Here is a 24,889-nt window from a genome sequence, read left to right on the forward strand (position 1 = left end):
AGCCAAAATCACAGCAAGCCCTCAACCTTTTACATTGCACTTGGCGGAACGTCGCTGAGTGTTTACGCTCCCACCGATTAACATATAGCTTCTTCCGCTCTGTATCTCATGTTCAGTATCTCACTTAGCGTCTCGATTATTGGTCGTTGTAAGACATACATTTGCAATAACTGGATGTGTGACATGGCTGTTAATGTTTGGTTTTGAGATTGTTTCCATAAAGAAACAATCTGTTTCTTGCTCAAATTTTGAAGTTTGTTTTTGTTAACTTAATGAAAATATTAGCTTTATTATAACTAAGCTTAATTTTGAATAGTGTTGGCGAGATCAGCAGCATAGACGCTGTATAACAGGCTGCTTATAGTGGCTGGGCATAATAATTAGAGATATGGATATGAAACAAAAGCAGCTGATTGATCAATTCAAGGTAATCGTGGGTGATGACAATGTGTTAACCGACGATATCAAAACCAAGTATTACCGTTCGGGTTTTCGCTCTGGTGGTGGCTCTGCACTGGCCGTTGTCTTTCCAAATACCTTGGTAGAACAGTGGAAAGTGATTAAGCAATGTGTCGACGCCAACTGCATCATTATTATGCAGGCTGCTAAAACCGGCTTAACAGAAGGTTCTGCACCAAGCGGTAATGATTATGACCGCGATGTTGTCGTTATCAATATCACTAAAATGAAACAGATCCATCTCCTTGATGGGGGCAAGCAAGCAGTTTGTCTACCGGGTGCGAGCTTACACTCCTTAGAAAAATCACTAAAAACGGTTAACCGTGCACCTCACTCTGTTATCGGTTCTTCTTCTTTAGGTGCAACAGTGGTTGGCGGTATCGCGAACAACTCTGGTGGGGCTCTGGTGAAGCGTGGCCCTGCCTATACTGAGCTTGCGATATTTGCTCAAGTCGATAAAGACGGTAAACTTCATCTAGTTAATCATTTAGGCATTGATGGTCTTGGCGAGACGCCAGAAGAAATCTTGCAAAACATTCAAGATGGCAACTTCGACCCAAGTAAAGTCGTTCATGACGAACGTATGGCTTCTGATAAAGAGTATGACGAGCGCGTAAGAGACGTGACCTCTGACATTCCTTCACGATTCAATGCGGATGATCGCAGACTGTTTGAAGCCAGCGGCTGTGCGGGTAAGCTTGGCGTGTTCGCTGTACGTGTTGATAGCTACCCAGTACCTGAGAAAGAGCAGGTCTTTTATCTTGGCACAAATGATCCTGCTAAACTCACCAAGCTGCGCAAAGACTTTTTGACTCAGTTTGAGAACCTGCCTGAAATGGGCGAATACATGCACCGCGATATTTTTAATATGGCAGAGAAGTATGGCAAAGATGTATTCCTATCCATAGACCATCTTGGTACAGATAATTTACCAAAAATGTTTGCTCTAAAAGCCAAGGTTGAAAATACCTTAGAGCGAATCCCGTTTGTTAGTAAATATCTGCCAGATACGATCTTGTACTACGCGAGCAAGTTGTTCCCACAACATTTACCACAAAGATTGCTAGATTATCGTGACAAATACGAGCACCACTTGATCCTAAAAATGAGTGATGGCGGTATTGAGGAGGCTAAGAAATACCTTAAAGAGGTGTGGGCTGCAGAACCAGACCAAGATTACTTTGAGTGTACTGCAGAAGAGGGCAAAAAAGCTTACCTGAATCGTTTTGCAGCAGCAGGAGCGGCGATTCGTTACGAAACCATCCACCGCAACGAAGTAGAAGACATTGTCGCTCTCGATATCGCGTTACGACGTAACGACGAGGAGTGGTTAGAGACTCTTCCGCAAGAGGTGACAGATAATCTTGTGATGCCTCTCTATTATGGTCACTTTATGTGTTTTGTATTCCACCAAGATTACATCTTTAAGAAGGGAACAGACACAAAACGCATGAAGCGATTGATGTTAGAACACTTGAATAGTCGTGGCGCAAAATACCCAGCGGAACACAACGTAGGGCACTTGTACGAAGCGGAAAACTCACTACAGAAGTTCTACCATGAGCTCGATCCAACCAATACCTTTAACCCAGGTATCGGTAAAATGGACAAGTACCGCCGTAACTGTAACTGCTGTGCTTAACGAGCTTTAACCGAAACATTTTTTTGAACGCTAATAAACAAAGCCACTCCAACGAGCGGCTTTGTTGTTTTATAGCGTCTCTGTTCAAATATAAATGACTCAAAAGCTAAAATTGATAGGAAGAGTAAGGCTTAAGCGTGCACCTGTTATGCTCGTCGGGGGTTTAATTAATGGTTGAGCGCGGTAAACAAGGTCGACAGCTTCGTTATCTAATGAAAGGGTACCCGAACTTTTAACCAACACGACGTCAATCACATTACCTTGACGATCCATTGTAAATTTAATAACTGGCATGCCTTTCTTCTTCATGCGCTTTGCTTTTCTGGGGTAACGTTTTTCTCGCTCAAGGTGTGCATGAAGGGCTTGCTGCCAATTTATTTTGGCTGCTTTCCCCGCTTCAGAGAGTTGTCCAATCCGCAGAGCACTCGCTTGCTGCTGGCTATTTTCAGCCACTAAATTAGGTTGAGATTTTGCTGATTGTACTATTTGCTTTTGGTCTTTGAGATCATCACTTATTGGACGCGGTTTCTCAATCGGAACGGGTTCCACAATCTCCTTTTGGGGAGCGGGGGTGACTTTAGGTTTCGTCTTTTTGACAACGGGAGGCTCTGGACGACTTTTAGGTGGTACAGGCGTTTTCACAATCTGTTTTGGCTCCTCGGGTTTAGTCTTCGTATCTTTTTCCGGCTTAGCCTCTTGGTTTATTGCTGATGAAAGCGCGTTTGCTTTCTCAACCTCAACAAACTTTGGCTGCTCTTTCACAGGTTTTGGTTTGACGATTGGCTGTATCTCCGCAACCGTTGCAGCTTGGATCATCTGCTCTTGAACTATCTCAGGTTGATTTTCGCCTATCTCTGTATCTTCTACTTGCATTTTTGCCATCGCGAGAGGGGCAACAATCGTAACCTTAATGGGTGCAGCTTGCGGAGGCGGGGCAAAATCGTACTCAGGTGTCCATAGGTAATAAACAAGTGCAGATAAGTGAAGGGTAAGACTCAATACAAAACCGACGACAAACCAACGTCGACGAGGCTTACGTGATCTGACACTTAAGGTGGCAAAAATACTCATGCTTATTACCCCCGTGGCGTTTCTAAACCAACGAGCGCAATCTGGCTGTATCCGGCGCGTACAAGTGTGTTCATGACTTTCATGAGTTCGTCATACGTAATGCTTTTGTCAGCTCTTAGATAAATCCTCTGATTTTGGTCCTCGATAATTAGCGGAAGATCAAATGGTAGTTGTTCTAACGTTGAAGTCTTATCCTCACCTAATGTTAGCTCTAGCCCCTTACCAACGGTAAGGAACAAAGGTTCATCAGGTAAAGGTGTGGCTTCAGCAGAAGATGAAGGAAGATCGACGGGCACATTAACGGTCGCCAATGGTGCTGCTACCATCACAATGATGAGTAGAACGAGCATAACATCAACCAAAGGCGTCACGTTGATATCGTGGTTTTCCACCAGATCATCGCTGGCTGAAGATGTTTGAAATCCCATATCACACCACCTTCTTTAATTGTGATGGAGACTCTTCATTAGTATCGCGGTCACAATCTCGGCTAACAAGTACCATGGTCGCAACAGACACGTCTGTTAGGAGTGCTTTGTAGTGTCCAATACGTCGAGAAAAATAGTTATACATCATCACCGCAGGAATAGCGGCAACCAAACCGATCGCTGTTGCGAGTAGTGCTTCAGCTATACCAGGGGCCACAACTACAAGCGTCGTACTTTTGGCTTTCGCGATGCCGATAAACGCATTCATAATTCCCCAAACAGTACCAAATAGGCCGACGAATGGGCTAACTGAACCTATGGTTGCCAAAATGCCCGTCAGTGACGTCATGTCTCGGGTTAACTCCGCTTGAACTCGCTCAAGTCTTAATTGAACGCGTTCTTTAATGCCGCTATGAGTCGCAGTGCATTGACTGGACATATAGATTTCGTGTTGTGCAGCGGTCACAACGGAGACTTCTTGTCCAGTTTGGAGTGTGAGGGCGGATTCCGCATGCTGAAGAGTCTCCGCAGTCACTAAAGTTGCTAATAGCTGCTTAGTTCTTTTCGTAGCAAGAACCAGCTGTATCTGCTTAGTAATAAAGACTGCCCAGCTCAAAATGGAGGCGACTAACAAAGCGATCATTACCGACTTCACCACCCAATCTGCAGTATGGTACATTCCCATCGGCGAAAGATCGTGGGTGATCAATGGATTTGAAGGAGGGGCAATTTGTTGGTTTGAGACCACAGTATCGGAGATAGGTTGAATCGACGTATCACTCAAAGAATAATGGGAAAACGTCAGCATTAAAAACACTGACGCGATACGAAAAAAAAGCGTTGTCATTTGGTAGCACTCACTAGGGGTTGAATTAGGCTGGTGGAACAAATTTCCACGTTGTCGCTACCTATACCGAATGAGATTAAAAAAACCGTAAAGAAATTTTAATTATTTTAAAAACGCCTAGTGAACTTGATAGTGATTTCGTTTTGTTGGTAGGTGTAGAGCCAATCAACATTGCTTTTTATTCTTTTATGATTCCAAACCAATGAAGGGGTAACACCGAATAACTTGATATCTTTTAGCGCAGCAGAGAGTGCGTAATTTTGCTCTTTATCTCTACGCGTTTCGCTAAGAATGCTATTGAAGCCTTGGTAGTCACGATGTCTAAATGCTCCAAAAAGTGTTAGATCAACCCAAGGAATTAGATCTGAATTCAAGCCAATTTTACCGCCATAAAGCTCGTAAGCATGGACTTGTTCTTTGTTCTGTTTACCTGTCCAGTCTATGCCACCGAATAACAATAGGTCATGATTAAATTGGTACCAATAAGTAAGATACGAAGCCAACTGCCAGTCTGTTTGATAGCTGAGTACACTTGGGATGTAGTCTTGATAGTCGGCTTTGAACTCGAATTTAAGGGCACTGTTTTGGCTGGTTGTTCTAAGCCAGTCTAACTTGACGCCTGAGCTGAAATAAACAGAGCTGTTCGCGTAACGACTTAGTTCAAAAGAGGGGCCGATCGATACTTTGTTGAGGTGATCATGAAAACTGTACCCGAAGCCGATTCGAGAAGTATGTTCATTGTAATCACTGTTGTTCCCGTAGTTAGTGCCATAAGTTAGGCCTTGTAAATGAATACCGTGGTGTCGAGACAAAGAGAAACGTTTATTGATACTCGCCTCAAAATCGATCCCAGATGCTTTTTCTTTTTTAGGTGTGACACGGTCAAAGAGACACTGACCTGTGTTGGATGTCACTAGGCAGGTATAGGATTCAGAAGAGCTGTTTAAGTTATCATTAAAAGAACCGCCAATCGCCACAGAACCGTTCCAGCTGTCGCGAGCAATAAGCGCTTGGGTAAAGCTGTCGATGGTTCGAATCACACCAGCAGATCTCGGATTTTGTGAGGGTATTTTTGATTTGATTTGATTGAACAGATTGAGCGCATCTCGGTTTTGGTTACTTTCAAACAAGACTCGAGCTAGCTCTAACTGCGCGGGCATAAAATTGGGTTGTAAGGCTAATGCGTCTTCGAATGCGAGTTGGGCGTGTTCCAGATCACCTTTAGCTCGAGAGATTGCGCCGTCAGCGTATTTCAGTAACAGTGGGTCAGGCTGTTCAAGCTGTCGATAGATTTCCAGTAACTGGCTAGCTTGAACCCATTGACGATAACGAACAGCAAGATGAAGAGCTTTCGCGACTTGATTCAAATCGTTTGTGTCGATCTGGTATCCAGTTTGGGCTGGTTTTTGGGAGTTAGCTTCGCGCTGGTTCTCTTCTTCAAGTATTGCTTGTTCTTTGTTTTGAGCCGACAGGGCGTCTCGTTGTTCAATACGAAACTGCGTATCCGTGTCTTGAGACCAAGAAAGAGGTGAAGAAAAGGCGCAAGACAATAGTAGGCAATGTATAAGTGGAGTGGTGTTGGAGTTCATGTGGTGCTCATTAAAAAGAAGCAGACGAAGCTGCTTCTTAGCCATTGAAGGTGATTACTGTTTTGCACCGCCGAATGCAGTATCAAGATCAGAGTTGCCAGCAAAAGTCGCAATACCAGCAAGTGTTGCTGCATCTGCGCCAAAGAAGTGACCTTGAGAAATACCTTGAGTTGTCACACCTGCTTGGTTGGCTGTTGCCGTACCATTGAACGAAGCGCTTGCTGCATCAATCGTGCTATCCACATTGATAGATAGAGACGCATTAGCAATGTCGCCTGTTAGAGTTTGTTGAGCGAAATCAGCAGTAAACGTGCCTGCAAGCTGGTTACTACCGCTAAAGTGGTTAATACCAGTAATGTTGTACGTCGCGCTACCTGAAGTAGGCACAGTGGTACCAGTATTGTCGCCTACATAGTAAACAGTACGGTTGTTGTATTCTTTATCTTGTCTTCCTTCATACCACTCGCCAAACCAAACATCTTGGTTAGCCGCTTGCGCAAAGTTGTAAAATGATGAACTAAAGTGCTTACTGCCAGAAGTATGTACATTATTTCGCTCTTTACTACTGAAGATATTACCTGCTAGTCCATCGAAATCGACGCGCTTACCTGTTGAGCTGCCAATGCCGGCTTTACCTTTTGCGTGAAACAGTGGGACGTAAACTTCAGATTCGCCAACCTGACGTAGAGAGTCGTCGCTAATCGCGCCATCAAAACCTGCTTGAACAAGTGGGCTGAGGCCAATCATTGCAGCCGCGATCCATGAAAGTTGAACTGGTTTCATTTTGATTCCTTTTAATTAAATATGATAAGTAAAAAAGCAAACCCAACATCCGGTGCGCGCGACAGATGTCGTGCTTGCTTTCAACTATTACACCGTTTAAGAAAGAGAAAACCGTAATAGAGAATCGAATTTTTTAATAAAATTCTATCGGCTAATGAAATTGTAGTCGCCGCCGACGCGCTCTATCAGCGTAAAGTCATTTGGCCCATTTAAACTCCAGGCAAATTCGAAAAGCACTCGAGTGAGTTTGTTCTGGGTTGGGGGAGAAAGCACAGTCAGGGTTTCACGGGTACCTGCTGGAATTACATAAACATCAGACTTAGCGAGTTCACCGAAAGGGGTTCTTATGATGGGCTGTACGATATCTTTCAGGTCAGTCAAGGAAGTCACGGTAATAGTGATGTCTTTTTCGACGGCTTCAAACGTATAAGACCCCAAAGTGTAATACTCAGGCACTTCTCCAGTATCATTGGTTAGATCTATGCTCTTCTCGTCATCAAAAGGTAGAAGTAAAGGTTCGGTTTCATCTCTCAGAAAGACTTTTGCGTGCGGGCCATTTAACGAAGCAACGCGCACGTATGTAGGTCTGCCGGGTAAATCGGTGAACTCACCGTCACTTACTTCGACACTGACAGCAAATTGCCCGCTCACATCGGCCACAAAGCTTGTGGTTTCAGCACTAGGGTCAGCTATAGTTGCATTGCTCACTTGCGGTTTTGACACAAAATACCAATTAAAGGTGAGGGGGTCGCCGTCCGGGTCATAACTTTCACTGGCAGTGAAAGAAACCGTCATACCTTCAATGGCCAACATGGCTTGGGTATTATTAGCAGTTGGAGGTCGGTTTTGATGGTTTTCATTAAAGGTGACGGTTGTGGTCGCCTTAGTTGATAAGAAACCATCGGTGACGGTTAATTCCACCACATAGTCACCTGCCACATCAGCGGTTAAGTCGGGGTATTTGCCCTCATATTTACTGAGGCTAGGCTGACTCCCGTCTGGCTGGTCGATAATTTTCCATTGACGGTACAGTTCATCGCCGTCAGCATCCGTGGATGTGTCAAACAGTTTGACTGATTGCGATAGGGACGCGCTGTACGTTGGGGTAAGTGCGACGACCGGTGGCGAGTTGTCTTGGTCGGGTTTAGCCACTATTTTCACTTGATTTGGACGGCTGTTCACTTTGCCATCGTTGACCACCAACGAGAGATAATACGTACCAATTTGATCCGCAACGAAAGTCGGTTTGATGGCCTCCAAGCTGGAAAGTTGTGCTTCGCTTCCTGCGGGTTTTTCTGAGAATGACCACGAATAAGAGATGAGGTCGTTGTCATAATCAACACTACGAGAGCCGTCTAAGTGGACGATTTGATTAACTTTAACTTGTTGATTGATGCCAGCGATTGCGATCGGAGTTTGATTATTCGGGTCGCTTTTCGGTGATGAATCAGAAGCGCTTCCATTACACGCCGTAATGAAAGCGAAAGAGAGAATTATTGGAAACTTGTAAGTATAGCCATGCATTGCAATACACCGTCGAGATTAGAATGTTAAGTCATCGTTTTTTACCTTTCCTTGCTATACCGTTTAAGAAAGAGAAACCCGTAACCCAAAAATTAAAAAAAGCGCGAATTCTCGCGCTTTTCGTAGGTTTAGTTTGGAAGATACGTTTTTTAGCTTGGAAAGGTTGTGCTCTGGGTTTGGAAAATAGTGAACTTAGTTCGCCTCAGCACTTAAGTCGTAAGCAACGCCCATGTAGTTTGAGAAATCACTATCAAGGATGAACGAATATACAACGTTGGTTCGTGCGCCAGTCGTCGATTTTGCCCACATTTTCACGTAAGCCACATCCCCTGCATGTAGGACTTGGTTTAGTTCTATCCCTGTCATTTTCGGTGCATAATCTTCACCTCTGAAGTCCATTTCAGTAATTTCACTAATGGTGTAGTCCTTACCAACCGCCTCTAGAGTATAAGTTCCCACTAGAACGTATTCGGGTGCATCACCTGTGATGGTTATATCTAGGGTGATCGGCGCCGGTGTGTAAGGTAGGGGATGTACTGTTTTTTCATCTCCAAAGGTAAAGATGATTTCGCTGCTGCCTATGGCACTTGCGGTCAAGCGAACTATATCGGCTTCGCTGGTGAATTCACCGTCATTTACAGACAGCGAGAAGAGGTAATCACCCACTTGGTCTGGTGTAAAATCTGGTTTCGCGATTGTAGAGTCTGACAGTTCAGCCGTACTGTTTTCTGGCTTAGAAAGTAGTTTCCACGTGTACGTAATCGCATCTTCATTACCGTCGTAGCTACCACTGCCATCTAAGGTTGCTGTTTCTCTGATCTCTAAAGATCTTACGCCACCCGCATTAGCGACAGGAGCAATGTTTTCTGCTGAATATGACACAGTAACTTCTTGGCTAACGCTCTCATAACCATCATTCACGGTTAATTTCAGTTTGTAGTCACCGGCAGTGTTAGACAGAAGTACTGCTGTTGATGTTGCGCTGCCCGTGAGTTTCGTCGTCGCATTATCCGGTTTTGATAAAAGCGCCCATTGATAAGTCAAAACATCGCCATCGAGGTCAACGGCGTTGGACGGAATTTCGATAGATTTGGTTAGAGCAACACTTGGTGGTGTCGCAATATCGATGATTGGCGCCACGTTTTGTGATGCGTCAGTGACTTCAATGGTTTGCTTTGTGGTTCTTGAAGTGCCAGATATTGCACTTTCTAATTCAAATGTGTAATCACCAACAACATCTGGTGTGAAGTAAGGTGAAATGGCCTTGTTAGCGTTAAGTGCAACGTTACTGCCATCAGGTTTGCTTGTGAGCTTCCATTCAAACGTCATGTTTTCGTTGTAGGTATCTAAACCTTGGGTTGCATCTAAGCGCACTCGCTTGCCTAATTTGGCATGAGATTTTTCTACAGTTGCGTTGTTTGAAGAGCCTGAACTGTTATCGCTGCTCCCACTACCGCATGCGATAAGCGCTGGCATAGCGGCGGCAAGTAAGGTCCATTTTAGTTTTGAAGTCATCTGTTTTGTCCTAATCATGAGTGGCAAAGCTGTTTGAAATCAGCCATGCAAATGTCAATTTCATTGGGTATACCGAATCAAGATGAGAAACCCGTAAAGAAAAACGCCCCGAAAGGCGTTTTATTATGGTTTTGATTGATACGTTTGATTCCAAACGAGTCTGAAAGGCAATATCAGTGGTCTTTTTACTAAAACTTACCACTTAGTTTGAAGGTTAATGTTCGGCCTGGAGCGGGCATACCTGATACCGAACCTGTATCTAAGTAATAAACATCAGACAAATTGTTACCAATCAGTTCAGCACTCAGTTTCTTTGTGAAGGCATATTTGACGTAGGCATCATAAGTAATCACCTCAGTTCTTTTTATGATCTCATCTTCATGACTCGCTGAAACGTAGTTGGTACGTACGCCTGTTTCTAAGTCGGTATCAAAGAAACGAGTACCTAGTAAAATACTGCCTGTATATTCAGGTGCTGCATGGGCAGCAAGGAAGCTTCCTTCTGAAAATCCACCACGAACACAGGTTTCTTCAGATGGGGTATTGCCTAAAATTACATCCTTTATATAACCTTGGGCGGCTGAGTTTCTGTCACAAACTTCGTTTCGGAAGTTGTAAGCAATTGAGGCATCAGCAAAATAATCGCTGTTATCAAACTGCCCATTGATCTCAATACCGCTGGTTCGTTGGCTATCTAGGTTAGTGAAGTTATAACTGTCGCGGTCTCTGTCCATCACATCGTCAATGGTTTGATCAAAATAGGTCAGCTTAAAGCTCGCGTTATCGAAGTAATGAATGTAGGCCGTTTCGTACAGTTTGGCTCGTTCAGGTTGTAGTGGAGCACTCGCGACGGGGTTACTGCTGAATCCACTAGTACTTTCAAATAAGCTTGGGAAACGTAACGTCTCAGCGTAACGGGTGTAAATTCGGCTGTTATCGCTGATTAGCCATGTGGCTGTGACAGAAGGCATCCAACCGCTACCGCTTGTTTTGTATTGAGTGTTGTACTCTTCAGAAGTTTCAAGTGATTTGGCCTTGCAGCTGCCTTTGATGTAGTTTTCTTGTTGCATGGCAATACGACAAGCATTATTCGCCAGGTCGAGCTCGTTGTCGCTATTGGTTAACCAATTGGATGCATGGTGCTCGATGAAAGTGGTTTGATTTTGCGCCGCTTCAGTTTGGGTTTGTAGCTTTTGTTGCAATATAGCATCGAAATTGGCGAGCTCTGCTTGTCGTTCGTCTAGCTGGCTTTGGTACTCACTGGCTTGATCAGGGAACATAACGTTCAAGTTTTGTAGTCTATCTATCTCAGTATTGAGGTTTTGTTGCGTGAAAGTGACTCTCACCTCATGCTCAGCATTTGCTACATTTTGCGCGATCTCTTCCGGAGCATAGGTCTCTAACGTTTGATACGTTAATTGGTAACCGTCTTTCTTGTACTCTTTCAGAGAGCTAATGTCGCCGGAGTTTACTTGATGTTCGATATAGTAATCTGTCGCATTATAAGAGATGTAACGGACACCAGAATCTAACACGATGGATTCATGTGGACGCCATTCAATCTTTACAGCGCCGTTGTATTCTTCTCTTTCACCGGCACGGACGGCACCACCATAGAAATCGACAAGGTTGGCTAGGCCCTCTTTAGGGTTCAGTTCGTGCATCATGTAACTACCCGACAATGTCATATCAATCGAGTCTGTCAGTAGCATCTTGTTATTGAAATCGAACCCGTACCTTTGCTCATCTCGGTTAACGACGGATGTGTTTATGATGATGTCAGGCGTATCGCTTTTGTAGTTCACGAAGTTAGGGAAGCCATAACCAGTATTGCTGCGTGAATCTGTTTTTGTCAGCCATAAGTTGGTGCTTAGGTTTAGCAAATCGTGTTCCGGGTTAGCTCTAAATTTCAAGGTGTAGGCTTGCATTTTTGCGTTTGCAAGCGGCCACTGAGCGAGTCCATCAGAATTTCGGTAGTCTGAACGACTCGCCAAAATCTCACCGTGAGTACTTTCGGTGTATCGGATACTGGCGTGCAGTTTGTAGTAATCACTGAAATTGATTGTACCTTTTAACAGTGCTGACTCCATTTCAGCCGATGTGTTGGGTACTTCGTGGCCAGGGTAGTGGACCAACGCCATGTGTTCAGGCCTTAAGAGTGGATTTCGTCCCGCGACTTGGTCACTTGCGTTACCATCAAACGGCTGCGAATAAAAGTCAGCTTTGCTGGTACCTGAGTAGTAGTTGCCTCTATTTCGGTATGCGTATGCGGCTAACCAGTCAAATTTTGGTTCGATTCCAGCGAGCGCGAGGCGGTAGGCGATGTCTTCTCCATTGAAGGGATTATCTGTTTTGTTGTCTCTGGTTTGGAAGCGAAGTTCTGGATCGTCGTACAGTGGAACACCACCTAGCTCGGCATAAACAGGGACATCTTGCCAACGTTTTCCGGTATGCAGTCGAGCTTTGTTTGGCTCGATGGAGTTACTGCTGCTTTCGGCAACTAACTCAATACCAAATTGTTCACCTTCTTCAACGATATCTTGCGGTTGCAATGTCGTCACTTTCACGGCACCACCTGTTGAGGTATTGATCTCTGAGTTTAACTGAGCACCTTGATAGACGGTCATACTACCGATGAGGTTGGGGTCAATGTAGTTTCTGTTCGATGACCCACGGTAGCCGTTATACACTGAAATACCTTGTTCAGTACCATCGATAACAACAGGTACACGTCCAAAGCCTTGTACACCACGAACATTCGGGTCGATACTGCCACCGCCATTTCGTGCTTCGCCACTGTGTGTGTTGGCGACACCGGTAAACAAATCTGCCGCACTGGTACCTTTGAAACGTTCGATCTCTTCTTTGCCGAGATAAGCGGTCGCGATGTCTTTGTCGTACACGTCCATTTCACCATCAGTGTCTCTTTGATAGGCATCATCAAAATGGGTTCGAACATGTATAGCATCGAGTGTCATCGAGTCTGTAGTCGGTACGAGGTAGTAAACACCATCAGACTGTTTTTGTGCTTGCAGACCGGTATTGGTCAACAGCATAGAAAGCGCTTGTTCGTTGTCGTATTGGCCGACTAAACCTTGGCTGTAGAGCTCTGAAGAGAGTGAGGAATCTAGATAAAATTCGATACCCGATTCGACGGCAAAGTGGTTAAGAGCACTATCTAGGGTGCCTGCTGGAATATTATATTGATGGTCTTCTGCAGCGTGGGAAGCAAAAGGAAAACTCAATATAACGACACCGATTTTTAGCGTGGTAAATTTGGAGAGTAGCGAGCGCTGCTTGGTATTTGGCACCGTAATTTCCTTATCGGGATTTCTAACTGACTGTCAGATACACCGAACAAGAATAAGAAATCCGTAATAAAATTTTACTTGGCTGTGATAGTGACCCAAAGAGGAGTTCGGTAGTGGATTCTTACCGGTAGTATCTGGCTGATATTGTGTAAGGTTTTATCAATATCTTTGGTCGAGAACACACCGGTAAGTTTGAGTGCTGCGGCACTGGCATCGACGTTGATGATGCCGCGTCGATAACGCCCTAATTCGTTGATGAAGGTTTTGAGCTGTGTCGCTTCCGCCATGATTTTATGTTCCAACCAAAGCATGTCTGAATCTTGGGTTTGATTTGGCTGCGATACTGTGCGGCGATCGAAGTGGGCAGTTTGCCCTGCTAAAAGATGCGGTTTCCCCATCCCTAGCATAGGTTGGATTTCGACTTCACCTTCGTAAACAGAGACCTGAGTGGTGTCTGCGTGCTCGCGTATGCTGAATTGGGTACTGATAGGCAGTACCAAACCCTGTGAAGTCGAGACTGTTAACGGGCTACGATGATGCGTGTTAGTAATCATGACTTCGCCACGTTCAATGTGAATAGTCCGTTGATGATTGTTGAAATCAACGAACAATTTAGAATCGGTGTTGAGCGCCAATTCTGTGCCATCGAGCAGTCTCATTGAACGAATTTCGCCCGTTGCGGTAGAGTACTCAGTGCCTGTTGGCGTTGGTCTGTAAATCGCCATGCCTGAACCTAATGCGACGAACGAAAGCGCGCTTATGGATAAGAATTCGCGACGGCTGACTCTTGGCGGTTTACGCGTTAAGAGCTGCTTGCTGATTGTTCCTTTAGGAATGGCACAAAACTTACTTTGTAGCAGTTCTAGTTTTTGCCATGCCAAGGCGTTATTGGGGTGGGCAAGCCTCCAACACTCGAACGCGTCATGATCTTGTTGCGTGGCATCATCAGCCCAAAGGCGCGCCATCCAAATTGACGCTTGCTCTATGGTTTCAGGGGGTAATTGCTGCATTTTAACCCTCGTTGAGCATGGCTAACATGCAACCTTGAAGGCCTTTAGCCACATATTTTTCAACAGACGATACTGATACTTCAAGTTCGAAAGCGATCTCTTTGTAGCTTTTGCCTTCGAGTTGCCTCATAAGCAGTGCTTGGCGAGCTTTGATTGGAAGTTTGTGGAGTAGCGTATCAATCTCAACAAGTGCTTCAACCACGATGGTGTGGTGTTCCGGAGAGCTGGCGACAAGAGATGGTCCTTGCTCAATGAGTTCTAAATAAGCACTTTCCACACGACGCTTTCGATAAAGGTCAATTACTAATCCTTTAGCGATATGAGTCAGGTACTTTCTTGAATCTTTGTATTCAGGCAGCTTACCTCTGGTTAACAAGCGGAGATAAGTATCTTGAACTAGATCCGCCGTAGTGTCAGGGCATCCTAAGCGTCGTTTAATAAACACCGATAACCAGCTGTGATGCTCTTGGTACATTTGGTCCACGCTGTGTGAGGTGTTGTTGCTCGCTACGGTCATTCCCTAACACTCCCTACTAACCTTAATGATAATTATTATCATCAAGGGTGGTGAATATATCAGAAATTTTCTAATGTGCTACATGTTTTTTATAAATTGAGTGAATTTGAACACAATACCAACGTCTCAATGATTAAAAGAAGTGTTTGTATAGCCTTTATGCACAATGTGAAAAAAAGTAACGGTTTGTGAAAAGTTTTATGCCGTTATTAACTGCAATATCAGTAAGTTATGGCAATACAAAAGATTACATTTCATTACAAACCACTGGTCTAATATGTGCTAATTTTCAACTTTTGGCTAATCATAGCCATCCCAAATATTTGTATGATGTATGTTAGGTAGTGAAATGAAAGTTGATAACTTGTCAATTAGGCTGAGAATCGCTAAATATATTGCTAAAAACCTATTAAGTAATAGCGACTGTAAAATTACAAGTGATATTAAGCTGACTAGATTATATTGTAGACTTGGCGATTATAAACGTGCAATATTTCATGCGAAAAAAGTCTATGAGTTAGGTGAAAACCCTGAATATTATTATGTATTAAAAAATTTATATATACTAACTAATGACTTCGAGAGTAGTGACAACCTAAAACTAAATGCATCAAATAAACAATCTGAAGATATTATTCCTATCTTAGGATGTATTGATGATAGTGTATACGATTTTGATAAGATAAAATTTATTAAGGATTATGTTAAAAGCAAGGGCGCTACACCTCTGCTTATTTCGCTTTCCGGTAAAGGAAAAGAATTAAAAAATCTTTCTGAAACGGAAAAGGAACTATTATCTAATATAGACCTTTATAATAAAGAACGCCCTAAGTGGAGCAAGGAAAATAATCCTCCTGGTTATATAAAGAGTGTATATAAGAACTACGATAACGTTCGTTTTGATGAATTGTTTGACTATCGACCTCCCGTTATAAAAGCAACCAAAGTTTTGTTGGGTGACATGCAAAACTCTTACGTATCAGTTAAAAATGGTTTGAGAGAAACTGTGGGTCAACCCGATAATTACAAGAATAAGGTGTTGTGTTTCGGCACTTCAACTACGTACTCAGTTGGGACTAGTGACGAGGATACCATTGTAAGTTTAATACAGAAGGAACTAAATGATCACTATGGCGATATAAAAGTCGAGAACTATGGTGTTCATGGTATGAATTTGTTGTTGGCTATTAATAATATGATTCAAACCAATATTGAAAGTGGTGATGTGGTTATATTTTTTGACTATGATGAGTTCAATAGGTTTGATGATGAAGATATATATAAGCTAGATCTTAATAGCTTTGACAGAGGGGTGGACTTTTTTGTTGACCTAGCAAAACATCATTGCCATTTCTCACCTCAAGGAAATAAAACATTATCAAAATATATTGTCAATAGACTCTTGCTCGAGCGCTTTAATAATAGTTCCTTCGCGATTTCTAATATTCAACCTTCTCAAGAAATGTATCAAGTATTAGATAACCTGAAGTATTTCTTATATAAGAAAACTGCAGAAGCTCTTGAATCGTGCGAGATGAAAAGCTATTTATCTTTGCTGGAAAGCCATGTTCCTGATGCAGAGCTAAAAGTGGGTAGCGTAGCTGTAAACTGTAACCCTATTACTAAAGGTCACCTCCACTTGCTGGAACATGCATCTCGCAGTGTCGATAAGCTATTTATTTTTGTTATTGAAGAAGACAAATCGTTCTTTAAATTCGAAGATCGCCTTCATTTAGTCGTAGAAAGCACAAAGCACTTGGATAATGTCACTGTGCTGCGAGGAGGTAAGTTTATCTGCACGGAGTTAACTTACCCAGATTATTTTGATAAAGATACGACAGAAGCCAAAGCAGACGCTTCGATGGAAGCATGGTTCTTCTGTGAGTATATAGCTAAAACACTCAATATTACGAAGATCTTCCTAGGTGATGAACCTAAATGCATGATAACGAGACAGTACAACGAAAAAATGCAAGAGTTGCTACCAGAGTACGGTATTGAGGTTGATATCATCGATCGAATTGAAACGAATGGTGACGTTATCAGTGCTTCGAAAGTTCGTAAGTTATTAGAAGTAGGGGATTTCGACGGCATTGCACAAATAGTTCCGGAACCAACGCTTCTATTTTTGCAAGAAAACTATGGTAAATCTGCAGCTTAAGCCTGCCTAAGCCCAAAACTAAGAACTAAGAGAGTATTCCGTTCTTGCGGTATCACCTATTCGCCTGCAATAAGGAACAGAGCTGAACTTTTAAAAATCGTTCAATTTGGCCGCCTTGGCAGAGTGGCTATGCAGCGTATTGCAAATCCGTGGACCTTGGTTCGACTCCGGGAGGCGCTTTCAAATTTAGAAAGCCCGCTATTCGTAGCGGGCTTTTTCGATCGGACTGACCTAAATTATCCTCTTGCTCATTCGTAACTGCTCATAATGATCAGTTCTTTACCGTCGGACGTGAATGTTTTGTAGCCGTCACCTGAAACAGCTAACGCAGTCTTTACCAAGCTATTATAGTAGCCAGAGGCATCTGCACTGAAGCGTTCAGAACCGTCTGGGTTATAGATCCAAAAGTCTTTAGATGCGTAATACCCATCTATAATTCCGTGCACTTCATCATTCTCACCGATAGCGACGCCGTTCGGGTATGCATCGGCAGGGAGTGATTCGCGAACAGTCATTGTATCAATATCGATAGCAAGGAAGTTATATGGCCAGCCACTAGCTGCATAGACCGTAGAGCCGTCTTTGTTAACGGCGATGGCACGGCCATTTGATCCCGTACCATGAGGAACTTTCCCAATTGTTTTAATGTTTACCGTGTTACGGTAGTTGTTGTAGCTAATCTCATAACAAGCGAGAGTGTATGGTGATAACCCACTGTCAATACTACAGAAGCGATTACTGTATAGGCTTGCATCTACATACCCAGTGCCATAAGCATAAATAGAATCTTCCTCTGAAGTGAGCTCTTGACCTGTTTGCGGCTCATAAACTCTAGCGTGCGAGGAAAGTATTAAGGGCTTACCTGAAGGCTCAACAAGTGTAAACATATCTGCAAGTGTACTATGTCCCTGCCATACTTTAACGAGTGATTGATTGACTAAGTCGAACACGGCAATGCTATCGCCATCGATACCTGCATACAACCACAGGCCATCTTCACTTATCTGCATATGCCCGAACCGATGTGTACCACCTAGTTCTAGCCTTGTAATGTAATCAAGCGTATGGGTGTGATAAATACTTATTTCAGCTGACTCAACTTCACCGTGACTCGCATAGATATATGGTCTAACAGGGTCGGCAGCTAATTGGTAGAATTCGCCCATAATCGTGCTTCTTAATTCTGGATCGCTGCTTCCGATCCAAAGAGCGACTTTAATGCTCTCACTGTTAACTATGTTGCTTTCTTCAGCACTAACTATTATTTCAGTCTCGTAAAGAGTGTCATTAGTTAGTCCATCTACGTTGGCACTGACCACAAGCTTATCTGAGGTAGTACCGTATGGTGTCACACTCAGCCACTTTGCAGAGGTAGTCGCAGTCCAAGCTGTATTAGGTAGGTTGTAGCTATCTAGAACGTCGATCTGTGCACTAAGCTTCTCTTTGGTTGGGAACTTGGTGAGAGAAACCCCTCTGTCAGGTATCAGTAGAGCATGCCTTGAGGCCAAGACATTGACGTTGATGGTTTCGGTTATTTGGTGCCCGAGGACATTGGTGCTTACTTCAATGGTTCTGTGGTTTTCTCCTTCTGCTAGGTTGAGCGGAGAGATCAAATGGACATCAACTTGTTGCGCTGAGCCTGACACTTCAGCTAGAGAACTGATATTAAAATCTTCAGGTAAAGTTAAGCTAACAGGGTAACTCTGCTCTCCAGTATTTAAACTGATCTCTAAGCTTTTTGACAGTGGTTGCCAACCATCGGTTATATCAAAACCGATATTAGAGTTACTGAATGAAAATTCTGGAAGCAAGAGTTCTACAGTAGCATTGATGTCAGTTTTAGTTCCATCAAACTCATTATTTAGACTTAATGTAGCATTGTGTTGGCCTAAATCTAGTTGAGTAGCGTCAATCGATACAACGACAGTTGCGGTGCCATTACCTGACGTTTTGTTAAACTTCAACCAAGCTTGATCACTAGTCAAAGACCAATCGATGTTGGAACCGGAAATTAATAGCTGCTGAGTGACGGAGTTGAGTGAACCTAGCGTCGTATTTAGGTTAAATTCGGTAAGGTTTGATGACAATTTGTCGTGACGAGTTTCATCTAGAGGATACAGGTCGAGACTGTCTTTAATTCCGTCGTTGTCATCGTCAGTATCGGCGTTATTACCAATACCATCGTTATCAGTATCTATTTGCTCGTTCGGGTTTAATGGTAAACCATCTTTATCGTCGGAAACACCGTCATTGTCATCATCGGGATCTTGGTTGTTTCCAATACCATCCCCGTCGGTGTCAACTGACTCTGTATTGTCATTTGGAAACTGGTCGAGGTTATCAGGTATGCCATCATTATCTGTGTCAGGAGCTGTAAAGTCTGTTAATTCAAGTGTAACACCTTGCTCTATACGACGAACTATACCGATGTTTTCAACAAACCAAAGCTCGACATTTGACGGGATGTTAAAGCTATAACCATCGATAGTCGCATTAATGTCTAGATCGTACTTCACATGCGTAGCTTCAAAAGTGCCAAAAGGTACGGTAACAGTCTCTGTGCCGACGACTGCACTGTTGCCATAGATGGTTACATCGCGCACACCGTATGTTGGGTTAATGTTTGCAGTACCAGAAGCAGAAAAATTCTTCTGAGCGGCAATGGCGTTGTTAGATAGAAGTTCAATTGGTTGATTGAAGCGAAAATCAACAGTGAAAGTACCGACACCATATACATTGACATAGGGAGAGTAAAACCCTGCCAAAGATATACTGTCTTCATTGGTGATGAAGTACTCCTTGCCACCCGTTGGGTAATTAAGCACTTGAGCCGTAGCGCCTGCTACTTGTGTTGTCGTCGCATATGTCTGCTCGGTACTATTTGAGTAGTACCATTTAGTTTCACTTGATGTGGGCAACATACTGTTTGTTGACGATGGGGCTACTGCTGTATCACCACCTCCGCCACTACCGCCGCCACCACATGCAGCTAAGCCTAATGTACTGATCATGAGAAGCAAAAAGTGGAAGAGTTTTTTACAACTGAAACACCGTATAGCCAATGACGATGAATTAAATGTATTCAAAAGAAAATCTCCATTTTATCAATTTTCTATGATTCTATTTATTTCTTAAGTGGTTAAATCATTTTGAATCAATAAATTAGAGTGATAATTCAAAACAGGTTATGGTTGTTATGGTTCTTGTGAGGCTGGTCGCATATCGTGCAGGGTATATGCACCTAAAACATAGTATTGAAAATCTTGTAAACGGAGACAGTATGACCAAAAACAAAAAAAGCGAACCCAATGGTTCGCTTTTTGATTATTTAGAGTATATGTTCACAGATAACTAAGATGGAAACTTGCCAGCCATCTAAATCAACGACCTGGAATACTCTTTAAAAATAACCAAGTTGGAAACTGCACCGCTTAATGGCAAATGAAGCCAGCAGGTTTGGTTAACTAAGTTGGAAACTCTCTCTTCAATAGAATTCTCTCGTTTAGAGTGATTGTTCAGTTCGTAAAACCCGAACCGTACTTTGCGAACTGGAGATTGTCGAGTGAATGATAATGTTGTTTTGTCTCGTACTAGTAAAAGCAAACTTAGCGAACAATGCATAAATTTGTCATAGTGCGTTGTTTTGCTTACTTTCATCTATGTCACCATCACTCTGGGAGCCTTCTGCTTGACCTGATGAACAATAGTTTTCCATATATGTAGTTACTTTACTGAGAGGGCTGGGTGCTAAGTAGATTAGCATTGAGGATATAGCGATAACGATAGCTACTCTTAAGCTAAGTGGAAATTTGTCCCTCCATGTTAGGTCAAGTTCATTACAAAGCCATTTGCTATTGTGTTCAGAAAACAATTTGTAATGGGCAAACCAAGTTGCGAGTAAGACTGGTGATGGTTGTTTTATTTCTTTATGCAATTCTTGTGTTTGAATTAGGGACTTTCTGGCGCTTTCGACGGAAGTAAGGTCGTTTTCATCAACCTCTGAGTGGATGATTTCTAACTTTTTACTCAATTGTGTGAGTTCTACCCCAGCGGTGTAATATTGTTCCTTTATAGCTTCCCTTGGCTTTAGCAATAAGCCAACAAGCCCAACAATAAGGAGTGACGCAGCTAGCGTTTTAGAGTTGAACTCGGCAAATGCTAACCCAAGTATACCAAGGGAGAGCGAGAAAAAGCTTATAAGGCTTGGTATTTTTTCGCAGAAATCAAAGGAAGAAAAGTTAAGCTTTGCTCCATAGATCACATTGTAATATTCTCTAGCTATCTGCTTTTTTATGCTTTGCTCAGTCATCAGGATTAGGTTCTTCCTTTAAAGCTAATAAAATTATTTGGTTATGTTTTGGTAAAGACTAACTTACTTTGTTAATTGTAAGCTCTGACCCAATCCATCGTTGCCTTTTCTAGCATAGAAGACTCCTCACCCACAAGTGATTGCCAAAGTTCGATTTCTGACTTTGGGAGGATTTCTACGGCTCTCAATATAGCTCTTTTATCCCATCCACCAACTGTATTGTATTTTGCTTTCATCCCTCTAACCCAAGATACATCTTTGGAGGTTATTGCAGCAGTGGACTGTGCATTAATACTACCTTTTTCCATCAAAAACCTTTTTAAGGGTTTTACTTTTAAAGTTGCGATGTTGTTTGCTATATACCATTCAAACCAGTACTTAACGACACCTGTACGAATGACTTCTGATTTCAATAGCGCAGTTAGAGCATTTTTGGATTCAGCAACAAAGTCGTCGTCTGTTATAGAGCTTAGGTATAGGCAAACATCATTGATTGCTGGTGCAAAGAATTCAAATTTTTCGAATAGGATTGGAGCTAGAACCTTTGTTTTGAATGTTCGTGCTTTTCTTAATAATGCTCTCGCCATACCAAGATCAAGAGTTTTCCTCTCTATGATTGTTTGGGCGAGCTCTAGCAATTGCTCTTCATCGGAGACCGCAATCTCAGCTTGATCTTCTACATGGATTGCGACCTCACCAACTTGCCCCGAATAGGGTTCTAGTTCGTCTAGAGAATCGAGTACTTGGCTTCGTTGTAACTCGTAGTAACTATTTAACTTCTCTACAACAAAATCTGAGGATTTTCCTATCGTTGTTTTTTCAGACGATAATGTGAGTCGATGGGTTTCGTATAAGTACAGAGTCAAAGATTCTAGTACATTTAAGAGTTCCTCTTTTGAGTCAGAGAAAATTCTAAAGTCATCGACATATCTAGTGTGTTCAATGCCTTTGTTTTGCAGAAACAAATCAATGTCAGACAAAACAGCTTCAGCCATTATAATGCTAGGTGCTGGCCCAACGGGTACGCCTTGAGATGTGTTATTGTTCAATCCAGAAAGAAAGCGATGTATGTTGTTGGCTATTGATTCTAGGCTAGGATCAGCAAACGTGATCGCATGGATTAGCTTTTGTAGATAGAGCTGGTTATAGCAATCAGTAACATCTGTTGAAAGCAGATAATCATGCTCTTCTGCTAACTTTTCAGTTTGCTCAATAAAAGTCTTGTAGCCGCCGCCTTTGAAGAAAAAACTTCCTTCACTTAGCGATATGCGGTAGGCGCAAGCTATATTTTCTTCAATCGGAACTCTTACGGATTCAATCTTTTCTGCAATCAAATGAGTTAGGGCTACATAGACAAGAGTATCTAAAGGATCTAGTTGTTGTACAACTCTAAAACCTCCTTTGGGCTTATAAGATACAGCTGTTCTTGGAGCCGTTGACTGGTAACTTGACAGTGGAGTTTCAATAAGGGCTGTCTTAATGCTGTCCCAGGAATGCCATATGGCGACAAACTCGTCAGCTTTTGGGAAAAAATCTGAGTCATAATATGACTGAATATGCGTACGAGCGAATTCTAATGATTCGTTATCAAGGTATGTCATAACGTATGTTTCTTCTTACTGATTGTTTTTCTTAATGATGTTGGCAAAAACATATCTATTTCTTCATCACTAAAAGTGAGCTCTTCGTTCTTCTTCAGTGCCTTGGATGCCTTTTCATAAGCTTTCCCTACATTAGTACTTGGGGAACCTTTATAGAGGTCGTGTAAGCTTGCTTGTAAGACGTCTCGTTTCTTCCTTATCTCATCATCTTTGATAGCGTTAGAGTGTATATCTGTTATCAGTGAAAGATAAGATTCTCGAATATTCCAGAGCGTGCTTGCAGCATCAGAGTGTTTTTGCGAAAGACCGCCAAGATCATACTTTTTAACATACGCATTTATGATTGTTAGTAGTAGTGATACCAAAGCTGAAATATAACCAATAGGGGGGCTATTTCCAAAAACAGCGACAAAGACACCTGTTGTTGTTACAGCAGATAGAATAATCTGTAATAGCTTGATTTGGTTATGTTTGTTGTCCAGAATATCCGCACACTTTTCATGCGTCTTATGTGTCCAAACAACGCGACCGTAACACTCGCGAATTTGGTCAAGTAGTACAATATTTGGTTGATTGCTATGTTCTGTCACAATTATCTTCTCGATATACCTTGGATGTAAGGATGGTTCTTTAAGCGATTTGAAAGTCTATAGTCTTTAACTAATTGGAACTGCGATCCGATCTCGAGCTACGACGGTGTTATTTACAATTGCGTAACATTCAACATAGTGTTCTCCCTCAAACGTAGTAGATTCCTTACGACTTAGAGTTCCATCATCATCTAAGATTTGCCCTCTTAAACAATTCTTCTTAATCGCCTGATCTCCCTCATTTTTCACCTTCCATTTTAAATCGAAATCCACTGGGATATCATGGTATTCAACGCGAAAACTCAAATCATAACCTTTGTTTAGTGAAGAAGTAGAACCAAGCAGTTGTGATAATTTGTGTGTGATAGTTTCTTTTTTAACGTCACACTCGATAGTTATCTCGTACAACGGGTTGTTATGGTACATATCCTCAATAAACTGTTCTCCACTTGGGCGCGATGTAGCTTTCTGGACAGTTGACTGACTAGGAAATGGACGACCATAAAGCTTCTTCCATTCCTTCCTTTCTTCTGATTCCGTAGTCGCACTAATGGCAGCTTCGCAGGTCTCACGTGCAAGTTTAGCCGCTCTATGAAAGGACTGTTTTACGGGGATTTTAGAGAGGCTACCAAATGCACGATAGGAATTAGGCTCCCCTTCATTTTCAAGATAGGTAAAGAAATCTAAAGACAGTTGGTCAAAACTACCAAAACTGCACATATCATAATCAGAATTGTTTTGAAGAAAACGATAGCATAGTGTGTCAATCAGGAAGCCACTCATTGAAACATCGTTCCTGTTTTTCCACGCTCGTACCATCTTAGATAGATATCGGAGGTGTCCCTTTCTAGTTTCGTTTAGCTCTTTAAATGCATTCAATTCAGCGTTAGGGTTACATTTTCGCCAAGTGCCGCCGTCGTTAGAGTCAGGGTATTTATAACGACCATCACTTTCTAGAAATACAGGGCAGACTTCAAACTCGGCATAATCTTTAAACTTTACGACTACAACTTGGCCATCACCACGGATATCCGTGTTTTTATACACTTGACGAATCGCGTTTCGAACAACTTGTAGAAGATAAGAGGGATTGTTTTTGAAACGTTGTCGCTCACTGTCAGGAAGTACGTATAACATATCCAAGTCTGATATGCCGTTGATGCCACTCTTTCGACCATATGACCCGACTTGCTTCGAGTTGGCGGTTTTAGACTCACTATCTCGAAACTCACGGTTTAGAGCGCGAGTAATGCTCCGATATCGCTTTCCAATTTGCCCTTTGTTTTTTATCTGAAGGTTACTTAGTAAAGCTTCAAAGTTTGATGAAACGGTCATATATCCCTTACTGTTTGATAGCTACCTATTGAATAGGTGAATTGGTTCATATTAGTGAAATAGGTTGGTTCAAGTCAAAGAGGGATGTATAGATATGTTGTGAGCATCAATATAACAAGACTGGGAACATAACCACACTAAACCTCTTTGCTCATTTTTTAATATGCTCATGTCTTTAGAACTTGTTTATAGTTGAC

17 protein-coding genes and 1 tRNA gene are annotated in these 24,889 nt (G+C 42.5%); 3 read left to right on the forward strand and 15 right to left on the reverse strand.

From position 1 onward, the window contains the following. Window positions 1–394: 394 nt before the first annotated feature. Window positions 395–2,101, forward strand: coding sequence for a D-lactate dehydrogenase (gene dld, locus L1D60_RS04415; protein WP_239839911.1), 1,707 nt, complete (start codon window positions 395–397; stop codon window positions 2,099–2,101). Between the two features lie 99 nt (window positions 2,102–2,200). On the opposite strand, the gene L1D60_RS04420 is transcribed toward dld, so the two are convergent. From L1D60_RS04420 to L1D60_RS04465, 10 genes are all read right to left on the reverse strand, one after another. Then, window positions 2,201–3,172: a TonB family protein gene (locus tag L1D60_RS04420; protein WP_239839912.1), complete on the reverse strand. Its 972-nt coding sequence runs from the start codon at window positions 3,170–3,172 to the stop codon at window positions 2,201–2,203. A gap of 5 nt (window positions 3,173–3,177) precedes the next feature. Next, complete coding sequence (locus L1D60_RS04425) at window positions 3,178–3,600, reverse strand: biopolymer transporter ExbD (RefSeq protein ID WP_239839913.1); 423 nt, start codon at window positions 3,598–3,600, stop codon at window positions 3,178–3,180. Between the two features lies 1 nt (window position 3,601). Continuing rightward, on the reverse strand, window positions 3,602–4,447 hold the full coding sequence (gene exbB / locus L1D60_RS04430) for a tonB-system energizer ExbB (protein ID WP_239839914.1): 846 nt from the start codon (window positions 4,445–4,447) through the stop codon (window positions 3,602–3,604). Between the two features lie 107 nt (window positions 4,448–4,554). Beyond that, complete coding sequence (locus tag L1D60_RS04435) at window positions 4,555–6,036, reverse strand: surface lipoprotein assembly modifier (RefSeq protein ID WP_239839915.1); 1,482 nt, start codon at window positions 6,034–6,036, stop codon at window positions 4,555–4,557. Between the two features lie 54 nt (window positions 6,037–6,090). After that, window positions 6,091–6,819: a Slam-dependent surface lipoprotein gene (locus L1D60_RS04440; RefSeq protein ID WP_239839916.1), complete on the reverse strand. Its 729-nt coding sequence runs from the start codon at window positions 6,817–6,819 to the stop codon at window positions 6,091–6,093. 144 nt (window positions 6,820–6,963) lie between these two features. Continuing rightward, window positions 6,964–8,343: a PKD domain-containing protein gene (locus L1D60_RS04445; protein ID WP_239839917.1), complete on the reverse strand. Its 1,380-nt coding sequence runs from the start codon at window positions 8,341–8,343 to the stop codon at window positions 6,964–6,966. Between the two features lie 192 nt (window positions 8,344–8,535). Then, on the reverse strand, window positions 8,536–9,858 hold the full coding sequence (locus L1D60_RS04450) for an Ig-like domain-containing protein (protein WP_239839918.1): 1,323 nt from the start codon (window positions 9,856–9,858) through the stop codon (window positions 8,536–8,538). Between the two features lie 188 nt (window positions 9,859–10,046). After that, window positions 10,047–13,169: a TonB-dependent receptor gene (locus L1D60_RS04455; protein WP_239839919.1), complete on the reverse strand. Its 3,123-nt coding sequence runs from the start codon at window positions 13,167–13,169 to the stop codon at window positions 10,047–10,049. 74 nt (window positions 13,170–13,243) lie between these two features. After that, window positions 13,244–14,179 carry a FecR domain-containing protein gene (locus tag L1D60_RS04460; RefSeq protein WP_239839920.1) on the reverse strand — a complete coding sequence of 312 codons (936 nt, stop codon included), beginning with the start codon at window positions 14,177–14,179 and terminating at the stop codon, window positions 13,244–13,246. Between the two features lies 1 nt (window position 14,180). Continuing rightward, window positions 14,181–14,696 (reverse strand): sigma-70 family RNA polymerase sigma factor, encoded by a 516-nt coding sequence (locus L1D60_RS04465; RefSeq protein ID WP_239839921.1) that lies wholly within the window; start codon window positions 14,694–14,696, stop codon window positions 14,181–14,183. Between the two features lie 349 nt (window positions 14,697–15,045). On the opposite strand from L1D60_RS04465, the gene L1D60_RS04470 reads away from it, so the two are divergent. Next, the gene (locus L1D60_RS04470; RefSeq protein WP_239839922.1) at window positions 15,046–16,857 is read left to right on the forward strand and encodes a citrate lyase ligase; all 1,812 of its coding nucleotides are present in this window, start codon (window positions 15,046–15,048) and stop codon (window positions 16,855–16,857) included. Between the two features lie 108 nt (window positions 16,858–16,965). Beyond that, a tRNA-Cys gene (locus L1D60_RS04475) sits at window positions 16,966–17,037 on the forward strand. Between the two features lie 68 nt (window positions 17,038–17,105). On the opposite strand, the gene L1D60_RS04480 is transcribed toward L1D60_RS04475, so the two are convergent. The 5 genes from L1D60_RS04480 to L1D60_RS04500 all read right to left on the reverse strand — a co-directional run bounded on the left by L1D60_RS04480 (window position 17,106) and on the right by L1D60_RS04500 (window position 24,692). Next, window positions 17,106–19,868 (reverse strand): hypothetical protein, encoded by a 2,763-nt coding sequence (locus L1D60_RS04480; RefSeq protein WP_239839923.1) that lies wholly within the window; start codon window positions 19,866–19,868, stop codon window positions 17,106–17,108. Between the two features lie 617 nt (window positions 19,869–20,485). Continuing rightward, window positions 20,486–21,166 carry an SLATT domain-containing protein gene (locus L1D60_RS04485; protein WP_009696745.1) on the reverse strand — a complete coding sequence of 227 codons (681 nt, stop codon included), beginning with the start codon at window positions 21,164–21,166 and terminating at the stop codon, window positions 20,486–20,488. Between the two features lie 71 nt (window positions 21,167–21,237). Next, complete coding sequence (locus L1D60_RS04490) at window positions 21,238–22,767, reverse strand: RNA-directed DNA polymerase (protein WP_239839924.1); 1,530 nt, start codon at window positions 22,765–22,767, stop codon at window positions 21,238–21,240. Continuing rightward, window positions 22,764–23,357, reverse strand: a complete 594-nt coding sequence (locus tag L1D60_RS04495) for an SLATT domain-containing protein (protein WP_009696743.1) — start codon at window positions 23,355–23,357, stop codon at window positions 22,764–22,766. The genes L1D60_RS04490 and L1D60_RS04495 overlap by 4 nt, the downstream gene beginning before the upstream one ends. Window positions 23,358–23,423: 66 nt before the next feature. Next, window positions 23,424–24,692 (reverse strand): nucleotidyltransferase, encoded by a 1,269-nt coding sequence (locus tag L1D60_RS04500; protein WP_239839925.1) that lies wholly within the window; start codon window positions 24,690–24,692, stop codon window positions 23,424–23,426. Window positions 24,693–24,889: the final 197 nt, after the last annotated feature.

It is taken from the genome of Vibrio sp. Isolate30, assembly GCF_022397975.1.
GTDB lineage: Bacteria > Pseudomonadota > Gammaproteobacteria > Enterobacterales > Vibrionaceae > Vibrio > Vibrio fortis.

Coding starts and splice junctions, on each gene's coding strand:
- L1D60_RS04445 (WP_239839917.1), bottom strand. CDS start 8,343: ATGCATGGCTATACTTACAAGTTTCCAATAATTCTCTCTTTCGCTTTC.
- dld (WP_239839911.1), top strand. CDS start 395: ATGAAACAAAAGCAGCTGATTGATCAATTCAAGGTAATCGTGGGTGAT.
- L1D60_RS04470 (WP_239839922.1), top strand. CDS start 15,046: ATGAAAGTTGATAACTTGTCAATTAGGCTGAGAATCGCTAAATATATT.
- L1D60_RS04490 (WP_239839924.1), bottom strand. CDS start 22,767: ATGACATACCTTGATAACGAATCATTAGAATTCGCTCGTACGCATATT.
- L1D60_RS04450 (WP_239839918.1), bottom strand. CDS start 9,858: ATGACTTCAAAACTAAAATGGACCTTACTTGCCGCCGCTATGCCAGCG.
- L1D60_RS04485 (WP_009696745.1), bottom strand. CDS start 21,166: ATGACTGAGCAAAGCATAAAAAAGCAGATAGCTAGAGAATATTACAAT.
- L1D60_RS04500 (WP_239839925.1), bottom strand. CDS start 24,692: ATGACCGTTTCATCAAACTTTGAAGCTTTACTAAGTAACCTTCAGATA.
- exbB (WP_239839914.1), bottom strand. CDS start 4,447: ATGACAACGCTTTTTTTTCGTATCGCGTCAGTGTTTTTAATGCTGACG.
- L1D60_RS04420 (WP_239839912.1), bottom strand. CDS start 3,172: ATGAGTATTTTTGCCACCTTAAGTGTCAGATCACGTAAGCCTCGTCGA.
- L1D60_RS04425 (WP_239839913.1), bottom strand. CDS start 3,600: ATGGGATTTCAAACATCTTCAGCCAGCGATGATCTGGTGGAAAACCAC.
- L1D60_RS04465 (WP_239839921.1), bottom strand. CDS start 14,696: ATGACCGTAGCGAGCAACAACACCTCACACAGCGTGGACCAAATGTAC.
- L1D60_RS04460 (WP_239839920.1), bottom strand. CDS start 14,179: ATGCAGCAATTACCCCCTGAAACCATAGAGCAAGCGTCAATTTGGATG.
- L1D60_RS04435 (WP_239839915.1), bottom strand. CDS start 6,036: ATGAACTCCAACACCACTCCACTTATACATTGCCTACTATTGTCTTGC.
- L1D60_RS04440 (WP_239839916.1), bottom strand. CDS start 6,819: ATGAAACCAGTTCAACTTTCATGGATCGCGGCTGCAATGATTGGCCTC.
- L1D60_RS04480 (WP_239839923.1), bottom strand. CDS start 19,868: ATGATCAGTACATTAGGCTTAGCTGCATGTGGTGGCGGCGGTAGTGGC.